Origin of the sequence: Paeniglutamicibacter sp. ZC-3 (genome assembly GCF_025847175.2) — a bacterium.
Lineage (GTDB): Bacteria > Actinomycetota > Actinomycetes > Actinomycetales > Micrococcaceae > Paeniglutamicibacter > Paeniglutamicibacter sulfureus.
Genome location: NZ_JAOYTG010000006.1, coordinates 41,903 through 65,726, shown reverse-complemented (window position 1 = coordinate 65,726; position 23,824 = coordinate 41,903). Strand labels below are relative to the sequence as shown.

The window sequence follows — 23,824 nt, the reverse complement described above, 5'->3', positions numbered from 1 at the left end:
CATTCCCCGGGTCGAAATGTCCTTGGAACCGGCCGACGTCCCGACATCGATGCGTCGTCCCCGGGCTCCACGTCTGTGGAGCCCGGGGAAACGTTTCCGTCAAACGAGGGTGCCCGCGCGGGCTTCCTCGTGTTCAGGGACGCTAGGCCTTGGACGGAACCTCCAGCTCCGGCAGGTACACCTTGCCTCCGGCCGCCAGGAATTCCTCGCTCTTTTCGCGCATTCCCCTGACCATTTCCGCGATGGCGGTCTGCGAGTCGGCCGAGCCGTATTCGTCACGGATGTCCTGGCTGATGCGCATGGAGCAGAACTTCGGCCCGCACATGGAACAGAAATGCGCGGTCTTGGCCGGTTCGGCCGGCAGCGTCTCGTCGTGGAAGGACTCGGCCGTGACCGGGTCAAGCGACAGGGCGAACTGGTCGCGCCAGCGGAACTCGAACCTGGCCTTGGACAGCGCGTCGTCCCGCTCGGAGGCACCGGGGTGCCCCTTGGCCAGGTCCGCGGCGTGGGCCGCGATCTTGTAGGTGATCACCCCTGTCTTCACGTCGTCCTTGTTCGGCAGCCCCAGGTGCTCCTTGGGCGTGACGTAGCAGAGCATCGCGGTGCCGTAGCGGGCGATCTCCGTGGCGCCGATGGCGCTGGTGATGTGGTCGTAGCCGGGCGCGATGTCGGTGACCAGCGGGCCGAGCGTGTAAAACGGTGCTCCGTCGCACAACTCCTGTTGGCGTTCTACGTTCTCCCGCACCAGGTGGAAGGGGATGTGCCCGGGACCCTCCACCATGACCTGCACGTCGTACTTCCACGCGCGCTTGGTCAGCTCGGCCAGGGTGTCCAGCTCGGCGAACTGGGCTGCGTCGTTGGCATCGGCGATGGACCCCGGGCGCAGACCGTCACCCAGGGAGAACGCCACGTCGTACTTCGCGAAGATCTCACAGAGTTCATCGAAGTGGGTGTAGAGGAAATTCTCCTGGTGGTGCGCCAGGCACCAGCCGGCCATGATGGCCCCGCCGCGCGAGACGATGCCGGTCACGCGGTTGGCCGACAGCGGCACGTAGCGCAACAGCACGCCGGCGTGGACGGTCATGTAGTCAACGCCCTGTTCGCACTGCTCGATCACGGTGTCGCGGTAGATTTCCCAGGTCAGTGCGTTGGCCTCGCCGTTGACCTTTTCCAGTGCCTGGTAGATCGGCACGGTGCCGATGGGAACCGGGGCGTTGCGGATCAGCCATTCGCGGGTGGTGTGGATGTCATCGCCGGTGGACAGGTCCATCACGGTGTCGGCGCCCCACTGCGTGGCCCACTGGAGCTTGTCCACCTCCTCGGCGATGGAGCTGGTGACCGCCGAGTTGCCGATATTGGCATTGATCTTCACCAGGAACGCCTTGCCGATGATCATTGGCTCGGACTCGGGGTGGTTGATGTTTGACGGGATGATGGCCCTGCCCGCAGCGACCTCGCTGCGCACCAGTTCCACGTCGCAGTTCTCGCGCAACGCCACAAAGCGCATTTCGGGGGTGATGATTCCCCGGCGGGCGTAGTGCATTTGGGTCACGCGTTTTCCGGGCACCGCGCGCCGCGGCTGGTGCCGCGCGCCCTTCCATTCGGCCGATGCCGCTCCGCGGCGCAATGCAGACTTGCCGTCATCGAGCAGGTTCCGCTCCCGACCGCCATAGGCCTCGGTGTCCGATCGATCCGCGATCCACTCGCCGCGGAAGGGCGGCAAGCCCACGACCGGGTCACTGCCGGGACCGGCGGTGCGATACACCCGCAACGGGGCGTTGGTCGTGCCGCCGGGGGACGGCTCCAAGGCGATTTCGGTGACCGGGACCCGGATCCCCGATTCTGCGTCCTCGAGATAAGCCAGGGAATGGGACTTCAGGGACTGGATCTCGGCTGCTTCCGAGGCGTTTTGGACAGGGCTGTGCATTGAAATGGTGTTGCTCAAGGAGTACTCACTTCCTTCGCCGGCATTACCCGGACAGGTTCAACGGTCTCTTGCTGCTTCAGCTCGATCTCAGCCCCTGCAAGGGCACCCGTGTGGTCGTAAGTGAAACTATCACAACATTCAATCCGGCATCGAGTGTGACCTTGCGCACCGGCGCGGTGGGCCCTGCTCCTTTACCGGGCCTCCGCGCTTCTGGTTCCCAAGTGCCGGCGATTACCCCGTCGGGGCCAACCCGGGTGGCATATCCGGCCTTCTGCGCGGTCAGCGGCAATATTTGCAGTGGAATCTGAACGAACGCACCGATTTGATGGGCACAATTCGGCCATGGTGCCGGCGTTCAAGGCGGAGACCCGAGGCCAATCGAGCTTTGACGGACCTGGCTGTAAGGAAGGAACTTCGCAGCTTGCCCCGGAGTGTGGCAAAATGGATTCTTGGGTCTACTGGGTTCTGCTCCTGCCGCAGGGGGAACGAATCAACAGTCCGACCTACCGCCGATCCGCAAACGGATCGCGGTACCAAGCTCCGGACCGCCACATCTTTCCCTCGACGCCTTCGCGCTTCATGAGGGACAATTACGGTCCGTGTCTAAGGTAGATGACCTGCGGCGTCTGCCTAGGAGATGCATTCATGCGTATTCTCGACTCTGTCGACGCAGCCTCGCTGCGCAGCGATGTCCCGGACTTCCGCGCCGGTGACACCGTCAAGGTTCACGTCAACATCATCGAAGGCAAGAACTCCCGTGTCCAGGTATTCCAGGGCTTCGTCCTTGGTCGCCAAGGCGACGGCGTTCGCGAAACCTTCACCGTTCGCAAGGTCTCCTTCGGCGTCGGCGTAGAGCGTACCTTCCCGGTACACTCCCCGGTTCTGGATAAGGTCGAACTGGTAACCCGTGGCGACGTTCGCCGCGCGAAGCTGTTCTACATGCGCGATCGCCACGGCAAGGCTGCGAAGATCCGCGAAAAGCGCGACTTCCGGTCTGCCAAGTAGCCAGAAAAGCGAGAACCTCTATCCAAGCCATCCTTCGGATGGCGAGGATGGGGATCCATCGTGGATCAATCTACTGAATCGGAACGTTTTTCCGCTTCGACAAAGCGCCGGTCCCCTTCGAGGGGCTGGCGCTTTGCCGTAGGCGCGCTTGCTGCGGCGGCGGTGATCACCCTTGGCGTTCGCGCCACCGTCGTTGACTTCTTCTACATTGGATCCACTTCCATGGAATCCACATTGAACCCGGGTGAGGGCTTGCTGGTGAACCGGCTCGCCTACAAGGACGCCGAGATCCAACGCGGAGATGTGGTCATCTTCGACGGCCGCGGCTCGTTCCTGCCCTACCAGCTTCCCACTGCCCTGGATTCACTGGCCTGGGCACTGCGCCTGGCCGGAGGTGATTCGGTCTACGTAAAGCGCGTCATCGGAGTCGGTGGCGACACCGTCAGCTGCTGCGGCCCGGATGGGCGCCTGAGCATCAACGGTGTCCCGGTGGACGAGCCCTATGTCCATGGAGGGGACACACCGAGTGACGTGGAATTCGATGTCCACGTACCAGAGGGTCGTCTCTGGGTCATGGGGGACCATCGCTCGGTATCGGAGGATTCGCGTGCGTTGATGGGCGCGCCAGGTGGCGGCATGATTGACACGGATCGTGTCATTGGCAAGGTGGCCGAAGTGGTGTGGCCACTGGAAAATAAGCGACCCATCGATGGCTCATCCGTATTGGGTGGACTACCCCTCGCCGAATAACCGAACACCACTCCCGCAACACGTAGTGACGGCCGGCAGCCGTCGACTGGCCGTCGGCATCCTGGAAAACCCTCGTTCCGCCCCACCTCCTCGGATGACCAAAATCCTCGGCTTCTCGATGCGCGGCACCAATCACGGAGACGATCAGTCGACTTAATGGGTGGACTGCCCGTGCGATCCGGGACGTACGGGAAGTCTGCATGCCGGTCGAAACCACAGGTAAGGAACACCCGGAAGCGACCGTTGATGTCGCATCGATGCGCTAGGCGGATATCGGCAAACATACCTGCCGAGTAAGAACACTTCGCGACTCCGTGTCCGATTGGACTACGAATATAGCCAGGCATCCACCGCGCGAGGCCTGGCCGTGCTGGGCAAGCGAATGAATGCTTCGTTGGGTAAGCGTCGGCTACTTGACTGCCTGCAGGTCACTAGATCTTTCCCCTGCCCACGGCACCCGCATTCTCGGGCAAGGAGCGTTGGAATAATCATGGCCGATCGGCCAAACCGTCTGGCTGGTGCGCGGTAGTCGGTGCTGCCTCGAGCTGGATGGCAACTTCGATTCCCGTCGCTTGATTGGCGTCAATGCTTCGAGATTTCGGGGACATGGAATGGTGCCGTCCAGCAGGTTGGCCGCGTGCATGCGCTCGATTCCCTCAGCCTGTGTCCGGTGTTGGACTTCAAGTATTTCCATAAGGTTTCCATAATTTTCACATTGCGTGTGTCGATGTGAGCCGGCCAGCTTTACGGCCGTCAGCACAGAAAAATGCATGGATGCCGGGAAATATCTAAAAGTTACGCGGGGAATCTACCGAGTATTGTTCCGGGCGTGTCGCGCCCAGTGACGCCCGTCTCCGTCCTGCCTTGCCGCGGAATCATGCGGAAGTGCAACTGGGTGGTTGACGCATCAATTATTCGAAACGCTGGAGTTTTGGGGAGGCGCTGTTTGTTAGGCGATATGTACAGAGGTTAGGGTTTCATTTTGGTAACACTCATTGCTCGCGGTGTGCCCAATCGGATGTCCCATGACAGTCGCGGCGCACACAAAAGCGAGGTACCACACCTTGAATTGGGAGACCACACATATGCACGAATCCTCACGTGCGCTATTGAAGCGCGGCAGCATTGCTGCCGCGACCACGGCGCTGGTGCTAGGGAGCAGCTTCGCTACCGTACCGGCGATCGCCACGACTTCAGCCGCCCCGGAGCCTGCGTCAACGGAGACTTCGGCCGTCACGAGCGCTGAAGCATCACAGGACCAGAGCCAGGCGGCGCTGCCAAGCGGCCTGGAAGCGGCCGTCGAACGCGACCTCGGCATCACCATTGATGAGTTCTACAAGAACGGCGAGCTGAGCTCGGTCGTCGAGTCGCTCTCGGAGGAATTGGGACAGTCGGAACTTGCCGCCGACTTTGCCATCGAAGATAACAAAATCAAGGTCACCGTGGCTGCGTCATCTCTTGGGGCCGTCACCACGAAACTTGGCGAACTGACCAAGGGCACGGACGTTGAATTGCGCATCGTGACAGAGCCCGAAGCCGAAGCCACGGTCGCGCCTAAAAAGGTCGAGACCAAGAAGGCGCCGGAGACGCAGGACCCCACGGCTGCTCCGTCCAAGCTCCCGGTCATTGAGAGCCCGAAGACAGAGGCCACGGCCAAGCCGGAGGTCGTGGCCAAGGCGATGCCCAAGAGCGCCGAGTCGCTGCTCGAGGCATACGTCCAAAGCGTTGACCCGAAGGCTGTTTCCCAGCTTCAAGCGGTCATGAAGACCGGGTCCAACAGCTTTGTCATCCGTACCGGCGGAACCGCCGACGTGGAAGGCAAGAACACATCCGAGACCCCCAAGGCGACGACCCTGCGGTTCGGCGAGAAGATGACGCCGGAGGAATTCGCCCAGCAGTACACCAAGGTCACCATCGAGAAGGCAGAAGGGCCGGCAAAGTCTGCAGCAGCCGGCGATGTGCTCGGCGGCATGGGCTACGGTGCCCGGACCGACACGGCTATCGCGTTGTGCTCGATTGGCTTCAGCGGCTTCAACGCAGACGGTGGCGACGCAGCAATTTCGGCCGGGCACTGTGAGCAGGACGGTGACATCACCAAGGTCAATATCATGGAGCACACTGCACCGAACAAATTTGCGGGGATCGGCGCGCCCTTGGGAACCTTCGGGTTCTCACAGTTCGGCGGACCGGGCAATTCCCCGGTGACAGGCTTCGACACTGCAACGAAGATCGAGGACCTGGGCAATGTCGGGACCGACATCTCCGTCATCGACAACATCAACCCGGACCTAACTCTCAAATCCACGGTCACCGACTGGAAGGGTGCCGACGAACGCGACTCGGGCACCAAGGTGACCGGAGTCGCCAGTGCCGTCATCGGCGCCGAAATCTGCAAGTCCGGACGCACCACCGGCTGGACCTGTGGCACCGTGGACGAGGTCGGCATCTTCCTGGTCGGCGGATACAACGGCGCAGACGACGTCCGCGGTGTTCGCGGCTTCGGCATGGCCAACGTGGGCTTGAAGAAAGCCAACGAGGGCGACTCCGGCGGATCGGCCATTTCCGGCGGCACAGCTGTGGGCGTCACGAGCGCGGTCTCGTCGAACGATGAAGGTCGTGCGTACTTCACCGACATCAAGGACGGGCTGAAGCACGCAAAGGGCTACTCCATCGCCCTGTTCCTCAATGCCCCGGCGGTGGCCTCGCCCTCCAACGGTGCCGACGTCACGGCAGGCTCAACGATCTCCGGCACCGTGGCTGGCGCTCCCTCCGGATCGCACGTCCGGGTCGTCTCCGGCGGCAAGTTGGTCAAGAAGGCCACGGTCACCGCGGGCAAGTTCAGCTTCAAGGTTCCCGAGGACTTCGGCACGTACGACTTCACCGTGCAGACTGTCAACGGATTCAACAAGTCCGTCACCACTGCAGGATCGGTGAACGTCGTGATCGGTGCACCGGTCATCACCACCCCGAAGAACGACGCCACGCTCAACGCACCGGTGTCCACCGTCTCGGGAACCGGCGTTGTTGGGGCCACGGTGACACTCGCCGGGGATGCCACGGGCACCGCAACAGTCGCCGCAGACGGCACGTGGAGCGTCAAGCTTCCCACCGCGCTGTCTTACGGCGAGTACGCCATTTCGGCCACCCAGGTCAAGGGTGGCGAAACCTCGAAGGCCACCACCAGTTCCTTCAAGGTCCAGCTCGCCGCACCGGCCATCACCGGCCCGGCAAACGGTAAGACCTTCACCGAGGCACAGTCCGTGATTTCGGGAACCGGCGTTGCCGGCGCAACTGTCAAGTTGACCGGTGCCGTCACGCGCGAAGTTGTCGTGGGCGAGGATGGTTCCTGGAGCGTCGAGCTTCAAGAAGGCCTGTCCTACGGATCCCACAGCATCGCGGCTGTGCAGAACGTCGGCGAGACCACGTCTACTTCGGTGAAGAGCGACTTCAAGGTCGTACCGGTGGCACCGTCGATCGATTCGCCGACAGATGGCCAGGAGTTCGCCTTCGACGAGGCCCCGAAGACCATCAGCGGTTTCGGCATCAACGGGGCCACGATCAAGGTGAGCCTTGACGGCACCGAACTGTCCTCCGCTGTTGCTGCCAACGGCAACGTCGCAGAAACCGCTGACGCGGCAAGCGGCGAATCCGAGGTTGCCGCAGTCGTGGTCAATGGCGCCTGGACCGTCATGGTCCCGGAGGACCTGGAAGCCGGCGACCACAAGGTCACGGCTGTACAGGTCATTGACGGGGTTGCCTCGGCGGCCATATCGAAGACCTTCACCGTTGCCGCGGCACCGAAGCCGGAACCGACCGAAGAGCCAACCGCTTCGCCGGAACCCACGCAGGACTCCGAACCTTCCAAGGCTCCGGTCGTTCCGCAGGGCGAGATCAACGGCAATAACAGCGGCAACGGCGGCAACGGCGGCCTGGCCAACACCGGCGCGAACGCCGTCCTGCCAATTATTGCCGCAGGCGGTGCACTGATGGTTGCAGGCGGGTTCTTCATGCTCTTGCGCCGCAAGAACAACTCCGGGCTCCACAGTGCCTAACCACGTGGTCCTCGGCTAGCCGGGACTCGTGAGCGAGGGGGGCCTTCCGCGGAATTGCTAGTCATTCCGCGGAAGGCCCCTGCTTTTCCCACGCCTCATCCAGCCAACGCCCCGGAACCTCCCTTAGACTCGTCCCACATCAGAAGGTGGTCACTCATTTGAACAACCCCATGGCACGAACCGCACTGGGCGGAGCCGCGCTGGCGGCGGTGCTCCTGCTTTCCGCCTGCGGCAGCGAGACCGGAAGCCCGACCTCCTCCAGCCCGACACCCCCGGCGACACTCAGCGCCACACCGAACGAGAGCCAGGATCCGGATTTGCTCCAACTCAACGAATCACTCAAGGAAACCCTGGGGGACAACTACTCCGAGGGTTGGATCGAGGGGAACAAACTGCACCTTGCAGTCATCGACCAGGCCTCCGCGGCCACCGTCACGGAGGCCGGTGCGGTGGCACACCTGGCGAAGCATTCGGCCGCCGAACTCGAGGCCGCCATCGGCAAGGTCATGTCCTGGCAGCGCGAACAGGGCGGGGACGTCGCCACTGCCATCCACCGCTACCTCCCGTCCGGACGCGACGGCTCCATTACACTCGCCGTCGACTCCGCCCAACTTGCGGGAATCGAGAAGGGGCTCAAAGATGGCAAGGTCACCGGAGACATCGAGCTGAAGTTTGTGGAATCCGACGGACCGGCAACCCCCGCCAGCTCCGGCTGACAACTCGCGCCCCCAGTGTTCGTGGTGCGCCTTTCGCCCGCCGCAGGCGCGCCACGAACTAACAAGATGCGGAACGCGACGTAGGGTTGTACCTGAGGGACCGTATTTGGGCTTCGGCAGTATTCCGGGGCAGACAGATCGGAAGCATCCCGCATTGATAGCGAAGACAGAAAATTGAAAGGGCCTTCACCCACGTGAGCCACGCCAGCGACGCAGCCGCAACACCCGATCGACCGCGGAAAAAGCGAAACCCCGTGTGGGCCGCCATCCGCGAAGTCCTGATCATCGTCGTGGTGGCCCTGGTGATATCACTGGTCGTCAAGACATTCTTCTTCCGCGCCTTCTACATCCCCTCCGGCTCCATGGAACAAACGCTGCAGGTCAACGACCGCATCTTCGCCAATCTCATGGCACCGGGTCCGTTCGAGCTCTCGCGCGGCGACGTTGTGGTGTTCCGCGACGAAGAGGGCTGGCTGCCCCCGATCCCTTCCCCGGAGACCAACGCCGTCAGCGATTTCTTCACCTTCGTCGGACTGCTTCCGGACCCGTCCAGCCAACACCTGATCAAGCGGATCATCGGCATGCCCGGAGACACCGTCGAGTGTTGCTCCGCCGACGGCAGACTGAGCATCAACGGCGTGGAAATCACCGAGCCTTACATCTACCCGGGTGACAACCCCTCGGACTCCGAGTTCACCAAGACCGTCCCGGAGGGCAAGATCTGGGTCATGGGCGACCACCGCGGTGCCTCCGCGGACTCCCGCTTCCACGAGGATTTGCAGGACGGCTTCGTCGACCTTTCAGCCGTCGAGGGACGGGCAGCGGTCATCTCCTGGCCGCTGGACCGCCTGGGCGGCATCTCCGGCGAGGACGAGGTCTTCGCCGGCGTCCCTGTGCCGGCGAACCAATGACATCGACTGCACCCACCCTGGAGCATGAACTGGCACTGGCCGCCGCGGGCGGCCACCGGTTCATCGGGGCTGCCGACGAGGTCGGCCGCGGTTCCCTGGCCGGACCCGTCTCCGTTGGTTATGTCGTGATCGACCCGGACGCTTCGCCGCAGCTGCCGGGCGTGCGCGACTCCAAGCTGCTCTCGGCGGCGCTGCGCCACGAATTGGTCCCGGCGATCAAGGACTGGGCAGCCTCCTGGGGCGTGGGCCACGCCAGCGCAGCGGAGATCGACGCGCTGGGACTGGTTCCTGCCCTTCGCCTGGCCGGGTTGCGGGCAGCCACCCTCGCGCATGGCGTCCAGGCAGCCGACGCGGTGCTGCTTGACGGAAACCTGGACTGGCTCTCGGCCACCGCACAGCCCACGCTGCTGGATTCCCTGGTTCCCGGTTTCGGAGCCACCCAGGACATCGACGGCCTACAGATTCCTGTGCACACCCTGATCAAGGGCGACTTGCTCGCGCTGTCCATCGCAGCAGCCTCCATCTTGGCCAAGGTCGAACGCGACGCGCTCATGGATGGTTACGATGTGAGCTACCCGGCGTACGGTTGGATACGAAACAAGGGGTATGGCACAGCCGCCCACCGCGCCGGCATCGCCGAGCACGGGGCGTGCGAATACCATCGGAAGACCTGGCAGCTGACACCCAAGGTGCCGGGAAAGAACATCGAGTCAGGGGGCGAGGGGAAAACACCATGAGTGCCGAAGACCTGGAGAACTACGAAGCGGAACTCGAACTACAGCTCTACCGCGAATACAAGGACGTGGCGAACCTCTTTAATTACGTCGTGGAAACCGAGCGGCGTTTTTACCTGGCCAACAACGTTGACCTGAAGACCCGCTCGGCCGACGGCGAGGTCTTCTTCGACCTCACGCTCACCGACGCCTGGGTCTGGGACGTCTACCGCACCGGCCGCTTCGTGCAGTCGGTGCGCATCGTGACGTTCAAGGACGTGAACATCGAGGAACTGAACCGCGTCGATGACCTGTCCATCCCCAAGGAGGGGCTGAACTAGCCGCTGCCGCCACGATCGCCGTGTCCTGGCGGCCCCTGCCCCCGAAGCCATCCCGCCGTGCGCGGGGCGGATTCGGGGGCAGTCTTGTTTCCGCCTCCGGACCGCCCCCGCGAACTGCGACGTGCTCGCCTCCCAAGACCGCCACGCAACTCCCGATTTCACCATCGAAGTCACGAACAGTGAAGTGGTGGACCACTGCGACCCCCGTGTCGGCATCGACAAGCTCAAGCCCACGCGCACGGCGTTCCTGGTCCTGGACATCACCGCAACCCTGGATGCCAACGTCTCAAAGAACGTCGGCGGAGACGGCGGCGAGCTGTACATGCCGTTGGTGGCGGAGACCTTCTCGGTGGCCGGCTCCAACGGGGCCCCGGACCGCAACGTCACATCGGAAACGGCCTGGGGCTGCTTCGATGACGCCGTGTTGTTGCCTCCGGTGGTCAACCCCGGCCAGAGCGTCATGGGCAAGTTGGTGCTTGACGTGGATGCCCTCAAGGGACAGGTCACCTACGACCCCGAGAACAACGGCGGATGGTCGTGGCCGTATGGGGGATAGCCCGGTCAGAACTGAGAGGCCGAGCCGTCCTTTGACCCGAGCTCGGGCGTGAACCTCTCGGCCACCATGCCGAAGGTTCGATATCCAAAACGCCTCGCTCGTCGACTTCGCCGGAGATTTCCCGGTGAAACCCGGATTTCGAACATTCTGACGCTATGATCAAGCGGAAGCATAAAAACTCGATTCGGCGTACGTATGGCGGATCAAGATCCTTCGCACGGGCCACCACCACGGCAGTGCGCAGCATCGAGTGGAACCAGGACCAATGGGGGGATCCGATTGCAGAAAAAGCGAATCATGACGGCGCTGGCACTTGCCGTCGCGGTGACAGGAAGCAGCACCGGCTTTGTGTTGCCGGCGGTCGGCCAGGTACACGCTCCGGCAACGGGAGCGGCCGGGGCAGCGCCAATGGTCCTGGAGCCAAGAGCGGCTGCGGCAGGCATCGCCGCGAAAAAGCTTAACCTGAAGAAGGTGACCAGACATAACCTGAATCTGCGCCAGGCCAAGAGCACCCGGACGAGGGTACTGCTGACGGTCCCGAAGAACACCACCGTCACCGTCACCGAAACCAGCGGCACCTGGAGCAAGACAACCTATAAGGGCAAGACCGGGTGGGTGTCCTCCCGGTATCTCAAGAACGCGCCCGCCGCCCAGAAGACTGCGCCCGAGTCACAGTCGATCGCTCACCGCTACACCACCGGCTTCACCACCCTGCGAAAGAGTGCATCCGCCAAGAGCCAGTCGTTGGGTTCCTACCAGCGCCGCGCCAAGGTCGAATTCCTCTCGGCCTCCGGGGCGTGGACCAAGGTCAAGGTTTCAGGCAAGACGGGCTTCATGGAATCCGCCCGTCTTTCCAAGACCAATCCCGCCGTGGTCTACCGATGGTTGAAGTCCAAGCAGGTCGTTTACAAGAGCACCAACAACAAGTCCGCCAGGGTCGCCACGGTGGAGAAAAACGCCAAGGTCGAATGGCTGCGCACCGGCACCGGCTGGACCGCCATACGGACCGGGAAGGGCAATGGGTGGGTGCTGACCTCGGCCCTGGCCAACACCGCCATCAAGCCGACTGCCCCCAAAAAACCTACACCCAAGGCCAGCTACCGCTGGACAACGGCGAAGGTGAACATCCGCAAGGGCGCCGGCACTTCGCACAAGAGCCTTGGCTTGGTACCGGCCAACGAGCGAGTCACCTACCTCAAGACCGCCAACGGCTGGTCGAACGTCAGGTCTTCCAAGGGCACCGGCTGGATTTCGAACAATTACCTGGACAAGACCGGCCAGTACTCGTTCGCGGTCTACGGAACGCTGCGCAAGGGGCAATCGGCTTACTACATCCTCAAGGGGAAGACGTCCAGGGAAACCAAGACGACGATCGCCAGCCACAGCATGTATCTGCAGCCGAACAAGACTTGGCTCTCCTACGTCATCCCCAGCAAGAAGGCCTCCGACAAGGTGGTTGTCGAGCGGATGGACATCAAGCCGGCCAGTTACCGGGCCACCGTGGCCAACATGGACAAGTGGGAACGCTTCAACCCCAATAAGCCGCTAGCCGACCAGAACTACAACCGCGTGCTGGTCACCGACAAGGACGGCAAGAAGTCCTGGGCCTACCTGGGATCGAAGAAGATCGGCAAGTACCTGACCAAAAACGGAATCCGCGTAACTTCCGGCGACTATCTGAAGAGGTTCTGACCATGAAAAAGCAGGGCAAGATCGCCACCGGCGTCGTTTCAGGCGTTGCAGCCGTCGGCCTCGCGGCCTGGGGCATAGGGATGGCCGGTGCCGCCAACAGTACGGAGTGGGAGCTCCCCGGCGACCTCGTCGCGGGCCCCGCAATCGCCGAAGTCGATCCGTCCACCGGCTCCGAGGTGAAGACCGACAGGTTCGACAACGTCCAGAAAAAGGCGGGCGAAAAGGCCGGCCTGGTCGATGAAGAGACGAACAAGAACTATTTCACCATCGAGGTCACCAACACCCAGTTGCTGGGGCAGTGCACATCACGCGTGGGGAACCAGAAACTCAAGCCGATGCGCACCAAGTTCCTGGTCCTGGACGTCGAGGCGACCCTGGCAGCCTCCGTCTCCTCGAAGGTCGGTGGCGGGGCACAGGAGCTGTACATGCCGCTGGTCGCCGAGGCGTTCTCGGTGACCACCTCCAGCGGGTCCGCGGACCGCAACGTCACCTCGGAAACGGCCTGGGGCTGCTTCGATGATTCGGTGTTGCTGCCGCCGGTGGTCAACCCGGGCCAAAGCGTCAAGGGCAAGGTCGTCCTCGACGTGGATGCGCTATCCGGGAAGGTCGCCTATGACCCCGAGGACAACGGCGGCTGGTCCTGGCCCTACGGCGGCTAGTCCGGAACCAACTGCCCCAGCGTCCGAGCCAGGCACCAGAAAGAAATCCACGCAAATGACCGAGCAGCCAGGCAAGCCCGACCCCGAGGACCCCAACGGACCGGGGGATGCCCACGGGGAAGAACCCGAACCCGAGGACTTCGGGTTCCTCGCCGGTGGCCACTCTGAGGACAGCTCGCTGTCCTTCGAGTTCGGCGGCGTCGAGCACGATCCCGAGGTCGGAAAGCGCGCCTTCGATGCTTCCATCCCCGCCCTGAACGCGGCACTGCTGGACTACGCCCACGCGCTGGAGGACCGCCAGGGACGGATCTCAGATGCCCTGCGCCGGCCAGAGCTGGCACCGGAGCTATTCGCTGCCTCCCGGGGCGTCCTCGAGGCGCTGGCCGAGCTCTTGGCTGCGCACCAGGTGTACACCGGCGAGGGCCTGCCCGAGGTGCCGCCGGATCGGTCCCTCCCGGACGAGGCCGCCACCCCGGAAGAATGGGCGGCATTGCTCGCCGCCAACGAGTCCACCGAGGATGCCGACGACACGCATTGGCCACGCCCCACCGAGCTCGGTGCAACCGTGGTCCTGGACCGGGTGATCCACCAAACCCCCGCCGAGTTCGTACGGCTGGACACCGCGCAGGTCTTCGGCAACGGGGTGCTGCTGATGGTCGACTACGTCAACGTGCGCGGACCGCGCGAAGACGGGCTGATCTGGTTCCGCCGCAGCAACGAACAGCACGGAAACGTCGAGATCTCCCTGCAGCTGGGCAATGCGGCCACAGGCGCGCCGCAGCGTTGCTCTCCGCACCGGGCCGACGGGAACGTGGGCCCGCACTGCTACACGCTGAACCACCAATTCTGGATCCATCCCGCACCGGAGGCCGAAGAGCTCACCGGGACCCTCACCGTGCACGACGCGATTGCCGCCGACGGCAGCGCCGAACCCCTGGAGGTCCAGTTCCGGTTGGAGACCTCCGTGCTGCGTGGGGCAGCCGGCCGCATCCGCGCCTTCGGGCCCCGGGAGCCGGGTACATGAGTCCCGGGCGCTGGGTGCCGGGCACCTTCGCGGCCGGGCCCTTGGCGCAGTGCGGTCAGGTAGAAACGATCACCACGCTGGCGCTGTCCGCTACCTTCGGCTGAGTTTCCCACTGATGTCTTGTTCGGCGACGAACGCAGTTTCGGCGTGGCCGAACTCAAGAGCGATGCCTTGCGTCGCGGGAACGTCAGGCTTGCTGGCTGAACAAGACGATTCCCACCGGAGTGGATTTCGTACTTATGGAGGGATCAGCGGGAAGCTTCCTCGGCGGAGTCTCTCCTGGCTACCGCGGGCTTGGTTCCGGCGGTCCGCAGGAACCTGTAGCTGAAGTAGATGGCACCTGGCTGCGGCTTGCGGCCACACCGGTATCCTGCCGTTGTGGCCGATGCCCCCGGGTGAAGGCGCATCTCTATCGGTGCCCCCCGGGCTACACGGCATGATGTCGCGCTCGCCGGAAGGGGATTCGCCCTTATCCACACCTCTGCCCGGTCGGGCTTCGTTGCCGTGCCAAGGCGCGCACCCTTGACATCAGGCCGCTCCCGTTCAACCGTCTCCCGACGAGCGACGTGCGGCCCAGAACGGAGAGGAGTCTGCTGATGAGCCATAACCAGGAACTGGGCGCCGCGGGTGAGGAGCTTGCCGCGGCCTATCTCACCGGCGCCGGATACACGGTTCTGGAACGCAATTGGCGCTGCAACTTCGGCGAGCTGGACATCGTCGCCGAAACGGACGGCCAGGTCGTCGGGGTGGAGGTCAAGACGCGCAGCTCGGTGGGCTTCGGGCACCCGGCCGAGGCTGTCAACCCGCAGAAGCTGCGCAGGCTCTCACGACTGGTGCGGCGCTGGTGCGTGACCCACCGCCGCAATCCACACACCGTGCGCGTGGACGTGGTGGCGATCCTCATGGCGCCGGGGCGCGAACCGGGCATCGAACACCTGATCGGGGTGGAATCGTGAGCCTGGCCCGCACCCTCGGCATCGGCCTGACCGGTCTCAACGGCCAGCTCATCGAGGTGGAAGCCGACGTGGGCAACGGCATCCCCGCCTTCATCCTGCTGGGGCTGCCCGACGCGGCACTCAACGAATCGCGCGAGCGCATCCGCTCCGCGGCCCGCAACTCCGGCATCCCGCTGCCCAACCGCCGCCTCACGGTGAACCTGACGCCCGCGACGCTGCACAAGCGCGGCTCCGGATTCGACCTGGCGATCCTGCTGGCGGCGCTGGCCGCGGACCGGTCCATCGCCCCGGCACCGGGCGTTGTCTACCTTGCCGAACTCGGGCTTGACGGATCGTTGCGTCCCGTCTCCGGGGTGCTTCCGGCCGTCATGGCGGCCGTGCGGGACGGCTACCCGAACGTCGTTGTCGCCACCGAGAACCAGGCAGAGGCGGAACTGGTTGCCGGGGCCGCGGTACGGTCCTACGCCCACCTGTCCCAGGTGCTTGCCGAATGCGGCGCCGATCCGCTGGATCTCCGGTACCGGGCGCGGCACGACTCGCCCTCGCGGAAGAACGCCGGATGGTCGGCAACCCGCACACCGGGCATGGACCTCTCCGAGGTGGTCGGTCAGGCCCAGGGACGGTACGCGTTGGAGGTGGCAGCAGCCGGCGGCCACCACCTGCTCTTCACCGGACCTCCCGGGGCCGGGAAGACCATGCTCGCCCAGCGCCTGCCCGGTTTGCTGCCGGATCTTGACGACGCCCAGGCGCTGGAAACCACGGCCGTGCATTCGTTGTCGTCCGGCGGGCGACCCATCAACTCCTTGCTGCGCCGCCCGCCCTTCGAGTCCCCGCACCACAGCGCCTCCATGGTGGCGCTGATCGGCGGAGGCAGCGGCATCCCACGGCCCGGCGCCGCCTCGCGCGCACATCGAGGCGTGCTTTTCCTGGACGAGGCGCCGGAATTTTCGGCGACGGCCCTGGACGCGCTGCGCCAGCCGCTGGAATCCGGCGTGCTCACCCTGCATCGGGCATCCGGCACCGCCAGCTACCCGGCCCGGTTCCAGCTCCTGCTGGCCGCCAACCCGTGTCCGTGCGGGCGGAACCTGGGTAAGGGCACCGACTGCACCTGTACCCCGATGCAGCGCCGCCGCTACCTGGCCAGGCTCTCGGGTCCACTGCTGGACCGGATTGACATGCAGCTCTTCGTTCCGCAGCTCTCTGCCCGCGAACTGGCCGGGCGTGGAACCGGCGAATCCTCCGCCGTGGTCGCGGCGCGCGTGGGCGAGGCCCGTACGGCGGCACGTGATCGGCTCAAGCGCTGGGGTATTGGCACCAACGCGGAGGTCCCCGGGTCGATCCTGCGCAACGAGCTGCGCCTGCTCTCGGCCACCCTGGCCGGACTGAACCGGGCCACGGAGTCGCTGCGGCTCAGTGCACGCGGCTACGACAGGGTGCTGCGCATCGCGTGGTCAATCGCCGACCTGAACTCCCACGCCTGCCCCACGTCGGACGACGTGGATGTGGCCATCCAGCTGCGCCAGCACGGCAAGGGCGACGTGGGATAGCCGCGTTCGCCGAGGAATGCCAACTTATCGGTCGATTGATCGACGGGCAGGGGACACTGCCTTGGCCAGCAGGGCCAGCAATCCGTCGAGCACCAGTGCGAGGCCGGTGACCAGCACGGCACCGACCAGCACCTCGCCGTAGTCGAAGAGGGCCAGCCCGTCGAAGATGTAGCGGCCCAGCCCACCCAGGTTCACGTAGGCGGCGATCGTGGCCGTGGCCACGACCTGCAGGATCGCCCCGCGCATCCCGCCGAGGATCAGCGGCAGCGCCAGGGGAAGTTCGACCTGCAGGATGATCCGCGAATCCTTCATGCCGATGGCCCGCGCTGCATCCACCACCGAGGGCTCGACGTTGGCCACCCCCGCGTACACCCCTGCCAGGATCGGCGGGATCGCGATCAGCACCAGGGCTGCCAGGGGCGGCACCAATCCGATGCCCATCAGGAGCACCAGCAGCGTCATGATGCCCAGCGAGGGTAGCGCCCGCAGCACGTTGGAGGCCGACACCAGGAACACCGTGCCGGTTCCCGTGTGTCCAATGAACAGGCCGACAGGGAATGCGATGACGGCTGCGGCCAGCACCGCAAGAAGGGAATACCAGAGGTGTTCGCCCAGTCGGGCGGGGATACCCGCGTCCCCGGACCAGTTCGCGGCGTCGGCGAAGTAGGAGAGCATCTCGTTGATCATTTGCCCGCCTCCCGGACCGCGGCATCCGGAGCCGCCGGGACGACCGGTTTTTCGCGGCCGTTGGCAGGCCGACGCCTGCCCGTGGACCCTGACGGGGCTGCACCGCTGTGCAGCCAGGGGGTCAGCAGCCGGGCGGCGCCGGCGATGAGGCGGTCAAGGACCAGTGCGAGCGCGAGGATCACAATGATGCCGGCCAGGATCTGGTCGGGGTAGTTGCGCTGGTATCCGGCCACGAACAGCTGGCCCAGCCCGCCGACGCCGATTACGGCACCCACGGACACCAGTGACACGTTTGTCACCGCCGCGACCCGCGTGCCGGCGGCTAGCGGCGCCACGGCCAGCGGCAGGTCCACGAACACCCTGCGCCGGGCGCGGGAGTAGCCCAGCGCTTCGGCCGCGTTCAGGACCTCCGGGGCCACCGCGTCCAGCGCGTCAAACACCGTGCGCACCAACAAGGAGGCCGAGTACAGGCTCAGCGCAATGACCACGTTCAACGGGTCAAGGATCTGGGTGCCGATGATCGAGGGAATCACCACGAACAGGGCCAGCGAGGGGATGGTGAAGATCGCGCTGGCCACCGCGGTGATCGCACCCCGGGCGCGCGGCTTGTTCCCGAAGACCAGCCCGAGGGCCAGTGCAACGACCACACCCACCATGGTGGGGACAATGCTCAGGTACAGGTGTTCGAGCGTAAGCGCCCAGGCCTGCCCGGCATTGTCCAGCAGCCACCTCATGCCGGGTTCCGCACGCCGTGGCGCAGGTACGGTGCCAGGTCATCGATGGTCACGCAGGCGGTCGGCACCGAGTCGCCGTTCAGCAACAGTGCCGCCGAGACCGGGGAGGCCAGCACCGCATCAAGTGCCGAGCGCACCGTGTCCCCGCGCCGGACCGCGCCGCCAGCTGCAAACTCCGCCCCCGTGGGATCGATCCATACCGCCCTGCCCTGCGCGGTGTCCAGCCGAAGCTTCCATCCCGGTGCGAGCGTCCCCAGCTCGATCAGGTCGTCGGCGCCGGGGGCGGGAAGCGCGGTGGCCTGCACGTCCTGCAGCGTTGCGAAGGACAACTGACGGAAACCGCGGTCCTTGGAGACCATTGAGGCGACAAAGTCGGTGGCCGGCCGCGTGAGGATCTGAAGCGGCGGAGCATATTGGTGAAGAACCCCGCCGGGAGCAAGCACCGCGATTCGGTCGCCCAGGGAAAGTGCTTCGTCGATGTCGTGGGTGACCATCACGATGGTTTTCTTGATCTCCGCCTGGAGGTGCCGGACCTCCTGCTGCAATTCAAGGCGCACGATCGGGTCCACCGCGCTGAAGGGCTCGTCCATGAGCAGGATCGGCGGGTCGGCAGCCAGGGCACGGGCCACGCCTACGCGTTGCTGCTGCCCGCCGGATAGTTGTGCGGGGTAGCGGTTGGCCATCGAGGCGTCCAACCCCACCCGTTCCATCGCCTCGTAAGCCTTGGTGCGGGCCTGGGCCTTGGAGAGTCCCAGCAGGCGCTGGACGGTGGCCACATTGTCCACCACGGTGCGGTGCGGGAACAGGCCTGCATTCTGCAGCACATAGCCGATGCCCAAGCGCAACGTGACAGCCCGGATGTCAGCAACGTCCTGGTCGTCGATGCAGATGCGGCCACTGCTGGGGGTGACCATGCGGTTGATCATGCGCATCGAGGTGGTCTTGCCGCAGCCGCTGGGCCCGACCAGGACGGTAAACGAACCGGTGGGAATTTCCAGGTCCAGGTCGGTCACGGCCTGGGTGCCACCGGGATAGGACTTGGACACTGATTCGAAGGTAATCATTGCTGGTTCTCGGGTCCTATCGGTGGCGGTGCTGCGCGAAAACGGTCAAAAATGGGTTGCTCCCACCGGCGGGAGAGAGCATTTACCCCCGAGTAGAACAAGTGTTCTAGTCTTGTCGATTCGGGGGCGTGGTTATGCGTTAGTTGCCCAGTAGTCCCTGGTCCGTAAGCCAATTGATGGCCGCCTGCTTTGGTTCCACCTTGGCGCTGCCGGAAACCTGCTCGTTGAGCTTGATCAGCTCCTCGGTGCTCAACTTTGCCGAAATTGCATCGAGGGTCTCCACGGCCGTCTCATCGAGCTTGTTCGCGGCGGCCACCGGAACGACCTGCTGCGCAGGGAAGTTGTTCTTGGGATCTTCCAGCACGACCAGGTCGTTGGCCGGGATCGCTGTGCTGGTGGTGAAGATGTTCGCGGCCGTGACCTTGCCGTCGAGCAACGCCTTGACGGTGGCAGGACCGCCGCCATCGGAAATCGGTTCGAACTTGGAGGGTACAAATCCGTAGTTCTTCTCGAGCCCCGGCAGGCCCACGGGACGCTTGTTGAATTCGGGGGGGCCGGCCATGACCACCTCGTCGTTGTGTGCTGCAAGGTCTTCGATGGTCGTGAGTGACCACTTGTCGGCGGTGGCACGGGTGACCACCACCGCGTCCTTGTCCTCCGCGGCAGCCGGGGTGAGCATGGTCAGCTTCTTGGCCTCCAGAACCGCAGGAAGGGCCGAAAGGATCGATTCGGGCGAGCTGACATCGGCGTCCTCGTCCAGGGCCAGCAGCAGGTTGCCGGTGTAGTCGGGGATCAGGTCGATGGAACCGTCCTCCAGCGCCGGGATGTAGGCCTCGCGGGTGCCGATGCGGAACTTGGTCTCAACCGTGTACCCCTTGTCCTTCAATGCCTCGGCGTAGAGGTTGCCGATGATCTCGGATTCGGTGAAATCCGCGGAGGATACGGTCAGGCTTTGGTCGGTGGCGCCCGATTCATCCGGCGCAGGAGCCGCCGTGGGATTGGAGCATCCGCTGAGAACCAACGAACCGGCCACCACTGACAGGGCGGCGATAAAAGGAAGCTTCATGCGTTTCATGTGTCAGGCCTAGTTCCGTTTCAGTAGTATCTACCGGCGGGTCCGCCTCGGATGCACGTGACCGTCGGTAGGCGGGCTGAACCTATCGTTACCTATTTGGCGTCCGACTAGCAACATCCCGACGCATCCCGCCCACGATATTGTCGAAGCGGCACCGGGCCAGGACCGCCCGCAGAGTGCTTCCACGAGGTTCCTGCCGACTTGCCCACACAGCATTGCAGCCGGATCGAGGTTCCCTGCGTGGTTCCCCAGACCGCGCTTGGACGCCTCCAAGGTTCCTTGGATGGGAGGCACGATGAATGCAGCACCACAGACGCACCCCCCGGCACCCACGCATCCCCTTCCATGCGCGATACCGGGGACCAAGTGCATACCCCGCCCGGGAGCATCCAACGAGCCGGAAGCCACGCAGACATGAGCAATGCAGACCCGGAGGTCTTGGCACGCGCCGGCCTCACCCACATCATCGAACCCAACGACCAGACCGGAGCGGCACTCGTGCAGGTCAGCGGAGCGGTGGAAGCGTACCGCATCATCCACGACCACACCGGCCCTGCCCCGGCCCACGAACAGCAACAGGTCGCCGAACTGCTCGACGCACACGGAGCCAGCCGTGCGAGCCTGCGCCTGGATGCCGGACTCGAACGCTGGCGCCCCCGCGCCGCGCTCGCGGACCCCCAGTCAGACCTCAAGCTCATGTCCACGCTCGGGGGAGGGATCATCCACCCCGGAGACGGGAACTGGCCCCAGGGGTTTGAGGCCCTCGGCCTGGCCGCACCACTGGCCCTCTGGTACCGCGGCACCGGCAACCTCGCCATCCTGCGCGATCCCGCCCGGCTCGCCGCGATCGTCGGATCCCGCGACGCCACCGAATACGGACGCACCGTCACCGCGGAACTGGTCCACGGGCTACGGGCACGCGGGATCTGCATCGTGTCCGGGGGAGCGTATGGCATCGACGCACAGGCACATCAGGCGGCGCTCGCCGAAGATCCACCCGCACGCACCCGCCCGGGCGAACCCCTGCTACCTGCCACGATTGCTGTCATGGCAGGGGGATTGAACCGTTTCTACCCGGTCGGCAACGACGACTTGCTCAAGTCCGTCCATCGACAGGGACTGCTCATCGCCGAGGTCGCCCCCGGTGCCACCCCAACGCGCTGGCGGTTCCTTCAACGCAACAGGTTGATCGCCGCGCTATGTGCTGCGACCGTCGTCGCCGAGGCACGCTGGCGCTCCGGGGCACTGAGCACCGCACGCCACGCGGCGGAGATGGGCCGAGAAGTAGGTGCTATCCCGGGTTCCGTCTTCTCCGCCAACTCCGCAGGCTGCCACCGACTCATCCGGGAGGGCGCGGCCATCCTCGTCACCGACGCCGCCGAGGCACTCGAACTGCTCAAACTCCCCGATCCCGCTCCCGCGGACGTTCAAGCCCAACAGGCCAGCAACGACAGGGAAGAACCACGGGACTACGACGGGCTGGCGATTCAGGACTTGCTCCTCCTCGACGCCCTGCCCGTACGGTCCCCGCGCACCGCCGACCAGCTGGCGGCGCTCGCCGGACTGGGAATGGGAGCCATCCTCGGAGGACTCTCGCGCCTGTCCACACGCGGACTGGCTGAACGCTCCGGCACCGGATGGATACGCCGCTTTCCCAACGGCAGGGAACCGCAACGCGGAGCCCCGGAACCCCGATGAGACATGCCGGAAGCGCACCGACCGGCGTGGCATCATCGTCCCAGCACGGGGTACGGGAGACAGTAGAGACGTGCCAGAGCCAATCGAACAAACCAACGAAGCCACACGCCTGCCCGCCGAGCTCCAAAGTGCCCGCGACGGCTTCCTGAGATACATGGCCCTGGAGCGCGAACGCAGTGAACACACCTTGCGCGCCTACGGCAGCGACATCGGCAATCTCTACGCCTACGCCATCCCACGCGGCGCCACGACCTTGGCAGGCCTGGACCTCACCCTCCTACGCGCCTGGCTCATGGCCCTGCAGGAGTCAGGACTCGCCCGCGCCACCTTGGCCCGTCGCTCCGCAACCATCCGCAGCTTCCTCACCTGGGCAGTGCGTGAAGAACTCATCGCCACCAATCCCGCCATCCGGCTGAAATCGCCCAAACGGGAACAACGTCTCCCGCACATCCTGCAGAACAACCAGATCGAACGCATCTTCAAGCCGGTTCCCGTGCCCCAGGGCACACCAGAGGCCAAGGCCCCGGAGCCCACCCGCGAACAGCTCGCGCTCGCCGACCGCGACAAACTCATCCTGGAGTTGCTCTACGCGACCGCCATCCGCGTGGGGGAGCTGGTGTCATTGGACATCAACGATGTCGACCTGGACCGCCGCACCCTACGGGTGATCGGAAAGGGCAACAAGGAACGCACCGTGCCCTTCGGGCAGCCTGCCATGAACGCCGTTGACAACTGGCTGCGGAGGGCCCGACCGGTCTTGCGGACGGACGACTCCGGCCACGCCTTGCTGCTGGGCCGTCGAGGCAAGCGGCTTGACGCCCGACAGGCGCGCCAATTGGTTTCCGATGCGCTGGCGGCACTGGGGGACACTGCTGCCCGCGGCCCCCACTCACTTCGCCACAGTGCGGCAACGCACCTTTTGGACCGCGGGGCGGACCTGCGCGCGGTCCAGGAGATCCTGGGACATTCCTCGTTGGCCACCACGCAGCTTTATACCCACGTTTCCGTCGAACGGCTGAAGGAGAGCTATCAGCGGGCCCATCCGCGCGCATAATCCGAAGTCATGGTCGAAAGCCGCTGGCCGAACGCCGTATAATCGTGCACAATACTAATCAGGACTTGTTTGACTTCGAATCAGGGTTGTTGACGTTGGGGAAGACGTTCCAACAGCACATCGGAGGAAAGCATGTCTGACGCACTGACCAGGGGCGTACTTTTCGTACACTCGGCCCCCTCAGCGCTGTGCCCGCACATCGAGTGGGCGATCGGTTCCGTTGTCGACCAGCGGACCGATCTGCACTGGACCGAGCAGAGCGCCGCCCCGGGCATGTCCCGGGCGGAAGTCAACTGGACCGGCAAGCCCGGTACCGGTGCTCTTTTGGCGTCCGCACTTCGCGGCTGGGCACACCTGCGCTACGAGGTCACCGAGGAAGCGAGTCCCGGTGTCGATTCGAGCCGTTGGTCCCATACCCCGGAGCTCGGAATTTTCCATGCCACCACCGATGCTGCAGGCAACATCATGGTCAGCGAGGAACGCATCCGCTGGGCTTATGAAAAGGGCGCTGGGGATCCCGCGATTGTCTACCAGGAACTCTCGATTGCCCTCGGCGAGGCCTGGGACGAGGAGCTCGAGCCTTTCCGCTACGCAGCAGAGGGTGCGCCCGTCCGTTGGCTGCACCAGGTCATCTGACCCGTTCTATCTCTGTACCGCCAATGA

General features: G+C 64.6%; 21 protein-coding genes and 1 riboswitch. Of the genes, 16 read left to right on the top strand and 5 right to left on the bottom strand.

Annotated features, from left to right (window positions below):
* Positions 1–142 precede the first annotated feature (142 nt).
* Positions 143–1,927: a phosphomethylpyrimidine synthase ThiC gene (gene thiC / locus OIU93_RS08750; protein ID WP_264269808.1), complete on the bottom strand. Its 1,785-nt coding sequence runs from the start codon at positions 1,925–1,927 to the stop codon at positions 143–145.
* 12 nt (positions 1,928–1,939) lie between these two features.
* Positions 1,940–2,047: riboswitch (TPP riboswitch) on the bottom strand.
* A gap of 525 nt (positions 2,048–2,572) precedes the next feature.
* On the opposite strand from thiC, the gene rplS reads away from it, so the two are divergent.
* The 13 genes from rplS (at position 2,573) to OIU93_RS08685 (ending at position 16,849) form a co-directional block, all read left to right on the top strand.
* Complete coding sequence (gene rplS / locus OIU93_RS08745) at positions 2,573–2,932, top strand: 50S ribosomal protein L19 (RefSeq protein ID WP_264269703.1); 360 nt, start codon at positions 2,573–2,575, stop codon at positions 2,930–2,932.
* A gap of 60 nt (positions 2,933–2,992) precedes the next feature.
* Positions 2,993–3,682: a signal peptidase I gene (gene lepB, locus OIU93_RS08740; RefSeq protein ID WP_264269702.1), complete on the top strand. Its 690-nt coding sequence runs from the start codon at positions 2,993–2,995 to the stop codon at positions 3,680–3,682.
* 1,085 nt (positions 3,683–4,767) lie between these two features.
* Positions 4,768–7,734, top strand: coding sequence for an LPXTG cell wall anchor domain-containing protein (locus tag OIU93_RS08735; protein ID WP_264269701.1), 2,967 nt, complete (start codon positions 4,768–4,770; stop codon positions 7,732–7,734).
* A gap of 170 nt (positions 7,735–7,904) precedes the next feature.
* Positions 7,905–8,450, top strand: a complete 546-nt coding sequence (locus OIU93_RS08730; protein WP_264269700.1) for a hypothetical protein — start codon at positions 7,905–7,907, stop codon at positions 8,448–8,450.
* A gap of 194 nt (positions 8,451–8,644) precedes the next feature.
* Positions 8,645–9,361, top strand: a complete 717-nt coding sequence (gene lepB, locus OIU93_RS08725; RefSeq protein ID WP_264269699.1) for a signal peptidase I — start codon at positions 8,645–8,647, stop codon at positions 9,359–9,361.
* Positions 9,358–10,098 (top strand): ribonuclease HII, encoded by a 741-nt coding sequence (locus tag OIU93_RS08720; protein ID WP_264269698.1) that lies wholly within the window; start codon positions 9,358–9,360, stop codon positions 10,096–10,098. The genes lepB (OIU93_RS08725) and OIU93_RS08720 overlap by 4 nt, the downstream gene beginning before the upstream one ends.
* Positions 10,095–10,415, top strand: coding sequence for a DUF2469 domain-containing protein (locus tag OIU93_RS08715; protein ID WP_217388199.1), 321 nt, complete (start codon positions 10,095–10,097; stop codon positions 10,413–10,415). Before OIU93_RS08720 ends, OIU93_RS08715 begins: the two co-directional genes overlap by 4 nt.
* A 121-nt stretch (positions 10,416–10,536) precedes the next feature.
* The gene (locus OIU93_RS08710; protein WP_264269697.1) at positions 10,537–10,971 is read left to right on the top strand and encodes a hypothetical protein; all 435 of its coding nucleotides are present in this window, start codon (positions 10,537–10,539) and stop codon (positions 10,969–10,971) included.
* A gap of 297 nt (positions 10,972–11,268) precedes the next feature.
* A complete protein-coding gene (locus OIU93_RS08705; protein ID WP_264269696.1) occupies positions 11,269–12,663 on the top strand; it encodes an SH3 domain-containing protein in 1,395 nt (464 codons plus the stop codon).
* 2 nt (positions 12,664–12,665) lie between these two features.
* On the top strand, positions 12,666–13,322 hold the full coding sequence (locus OIU93_RS08700; RefSeq protein ID WP_264269695.1) for a hypothetical protein: 657 nt from the start codon (positions 12,666–12,668) through the stop codon (positions 13,320–13,322).
* Between the two features lie 55 nt (positions 13,323–13,377).
* Positions 13,378–14,346 carry a hypothetical protein gene (locus OIU93_RS08695; protein WP_264269694.1) on the top strand — a complete coding sequence of 323 codons (969 nt, stop codon included), beginning with the start codon at positions 13,378–13,380 and terminating at the stop codon, positions 14,344–14,346.
* Positions 14,347–14,942: 596 nt separating this feature from the next.
* On the top strand, positions 14,943–15,302 hold the full coding sequence (locus tag OIU93_RS08690; protein ID WP_264269693.1) for a YraN family protein: 360 nt from the start codon (positions 14,943–14,945) through the stop codon (positions 15,300–15,302).
* Entirely contained in the window at positions 15,299–16,849 is a 1,551-nt protein-coding gene (locus OIU93_RS08685; protein ID WP_264269692.1) for a YifB family Mg chelatase-like AAA ATPase, read from the top strand. The genes OIU93_RS08690 and OIU93_RS08685 overlap by 4 nt, the downstream gene beginning before the upstream one ends.
* Positions 16,850–16,873: 24 nt before the next feature.
* Here the strand turns inward: OIU93_RS08685 and OIU93_RS08680 are convergent, their stop codons facing one another.
* The 4 genes from OIU93_RS08680 to OIU93_RS08665 all read right to left on the bottom strand — a co-directional run bounded on the left by OIU93_RS08680 (position 16,874) and on the right by OIU93_RS08665 (position 20,400).
* Positions 16,874–17,536 (bottom strand): ABC transporter permease, encoded by a 663-nt coding sequence (locus OIU93_RS08680; protein WP_264269691.1) that lies wholly within the window; start codon positions 17,534–17,536, stop codon positions 16,874–16,876.
* Positions 17,533–18,270: an ABC transporter permease gene (locus OIU93_RS08675; RefSeq protein ID WP_264269690.1), complete on the bottom strand. Its 738-nt coding sequence runs from the start codon at positions 18,268–18,270 to the stop codon at positions 17,533–17,535. The genes OIU93_RS08680 and OIU93_RS08675 overlap by 4 nt, the downstream gene beginning before the upstream one ends.
* Positions 18,267–19,334: an ABC transporter ATP-binding protein gene (locus OIU93_RS08670; RefSeq protein WP_372342894.1), complete on the bottom strand. Its 1,068-nt coding sequence runs from the start codon at positions 19,332–19,334 to the stop codon at positions 18,267–18,269. The genes OIU93_RS08675 and OIU93_RS08670 overlap by 4 nt, the downstream gene beginning before the upstream one ends.
* Positions 19,335–19,473: 139 nt before the next feature.
* Positions 19,474–20,400 (bottom strand): ABC transporter substrate-binding protein, encoded by a 927-nt coding sequence (locus OIU93_RS08665; protein WP_372342893.1) that lies wholly within the window; start codon positions 20,398–20,400, stop codon positions 19,474–19,476.
* Between the two features lie 423 nt (positions 20,401–20,823).
* On the opposite strand from OIU93_RS08665, the gene OIU93_RS08660 reads away from it, so the two are divergent.
* The 3 genes from OIU93_RS08660 (at position 20,824) to OIU93_RS08650 (ending at position 23,797) form a co-directional block, all read left to right on the top strand.
* Positions 20,824–22,107, top strand: a complete 1,284-nt coding sequence (locus OIU93_RS08660) for a DNA-processing protein DprA (protein WP_264269688.1) — start codon at positions 20,824–20,826, stop codon at positions 22,105–22,107.
* Positions 22,108–22,177: 70 nt separating this feature from the next.
* Positions 22,178–23,161 (top strand): tyrosine recombinase XerC, encoded by a 984-nt coding sequence (locus tag OIU93_RS08655; RefSeq protein ID WP_264269687.1) that lies wholly within the window; start codon positions 22,178–22,180, stop codon positions 23,159–23,161.
* A 132-nt stretch (positions 23,162–23,293) separates the two neighbouring features.
* Positions 23,294–23,797: a DUF3145 domain-containing protein gene (locus OIU93_RS08650; protein ID WP_071215384.1), complete on the top strand. Its 504-nt coding sequence runs from the start codon at positions 23,294–23,296 to the stop codon at positions 23,795–23,797.
* The last annotated feature ends 27 nt before the right edge of the window (positions 23,798–23,824 follow it).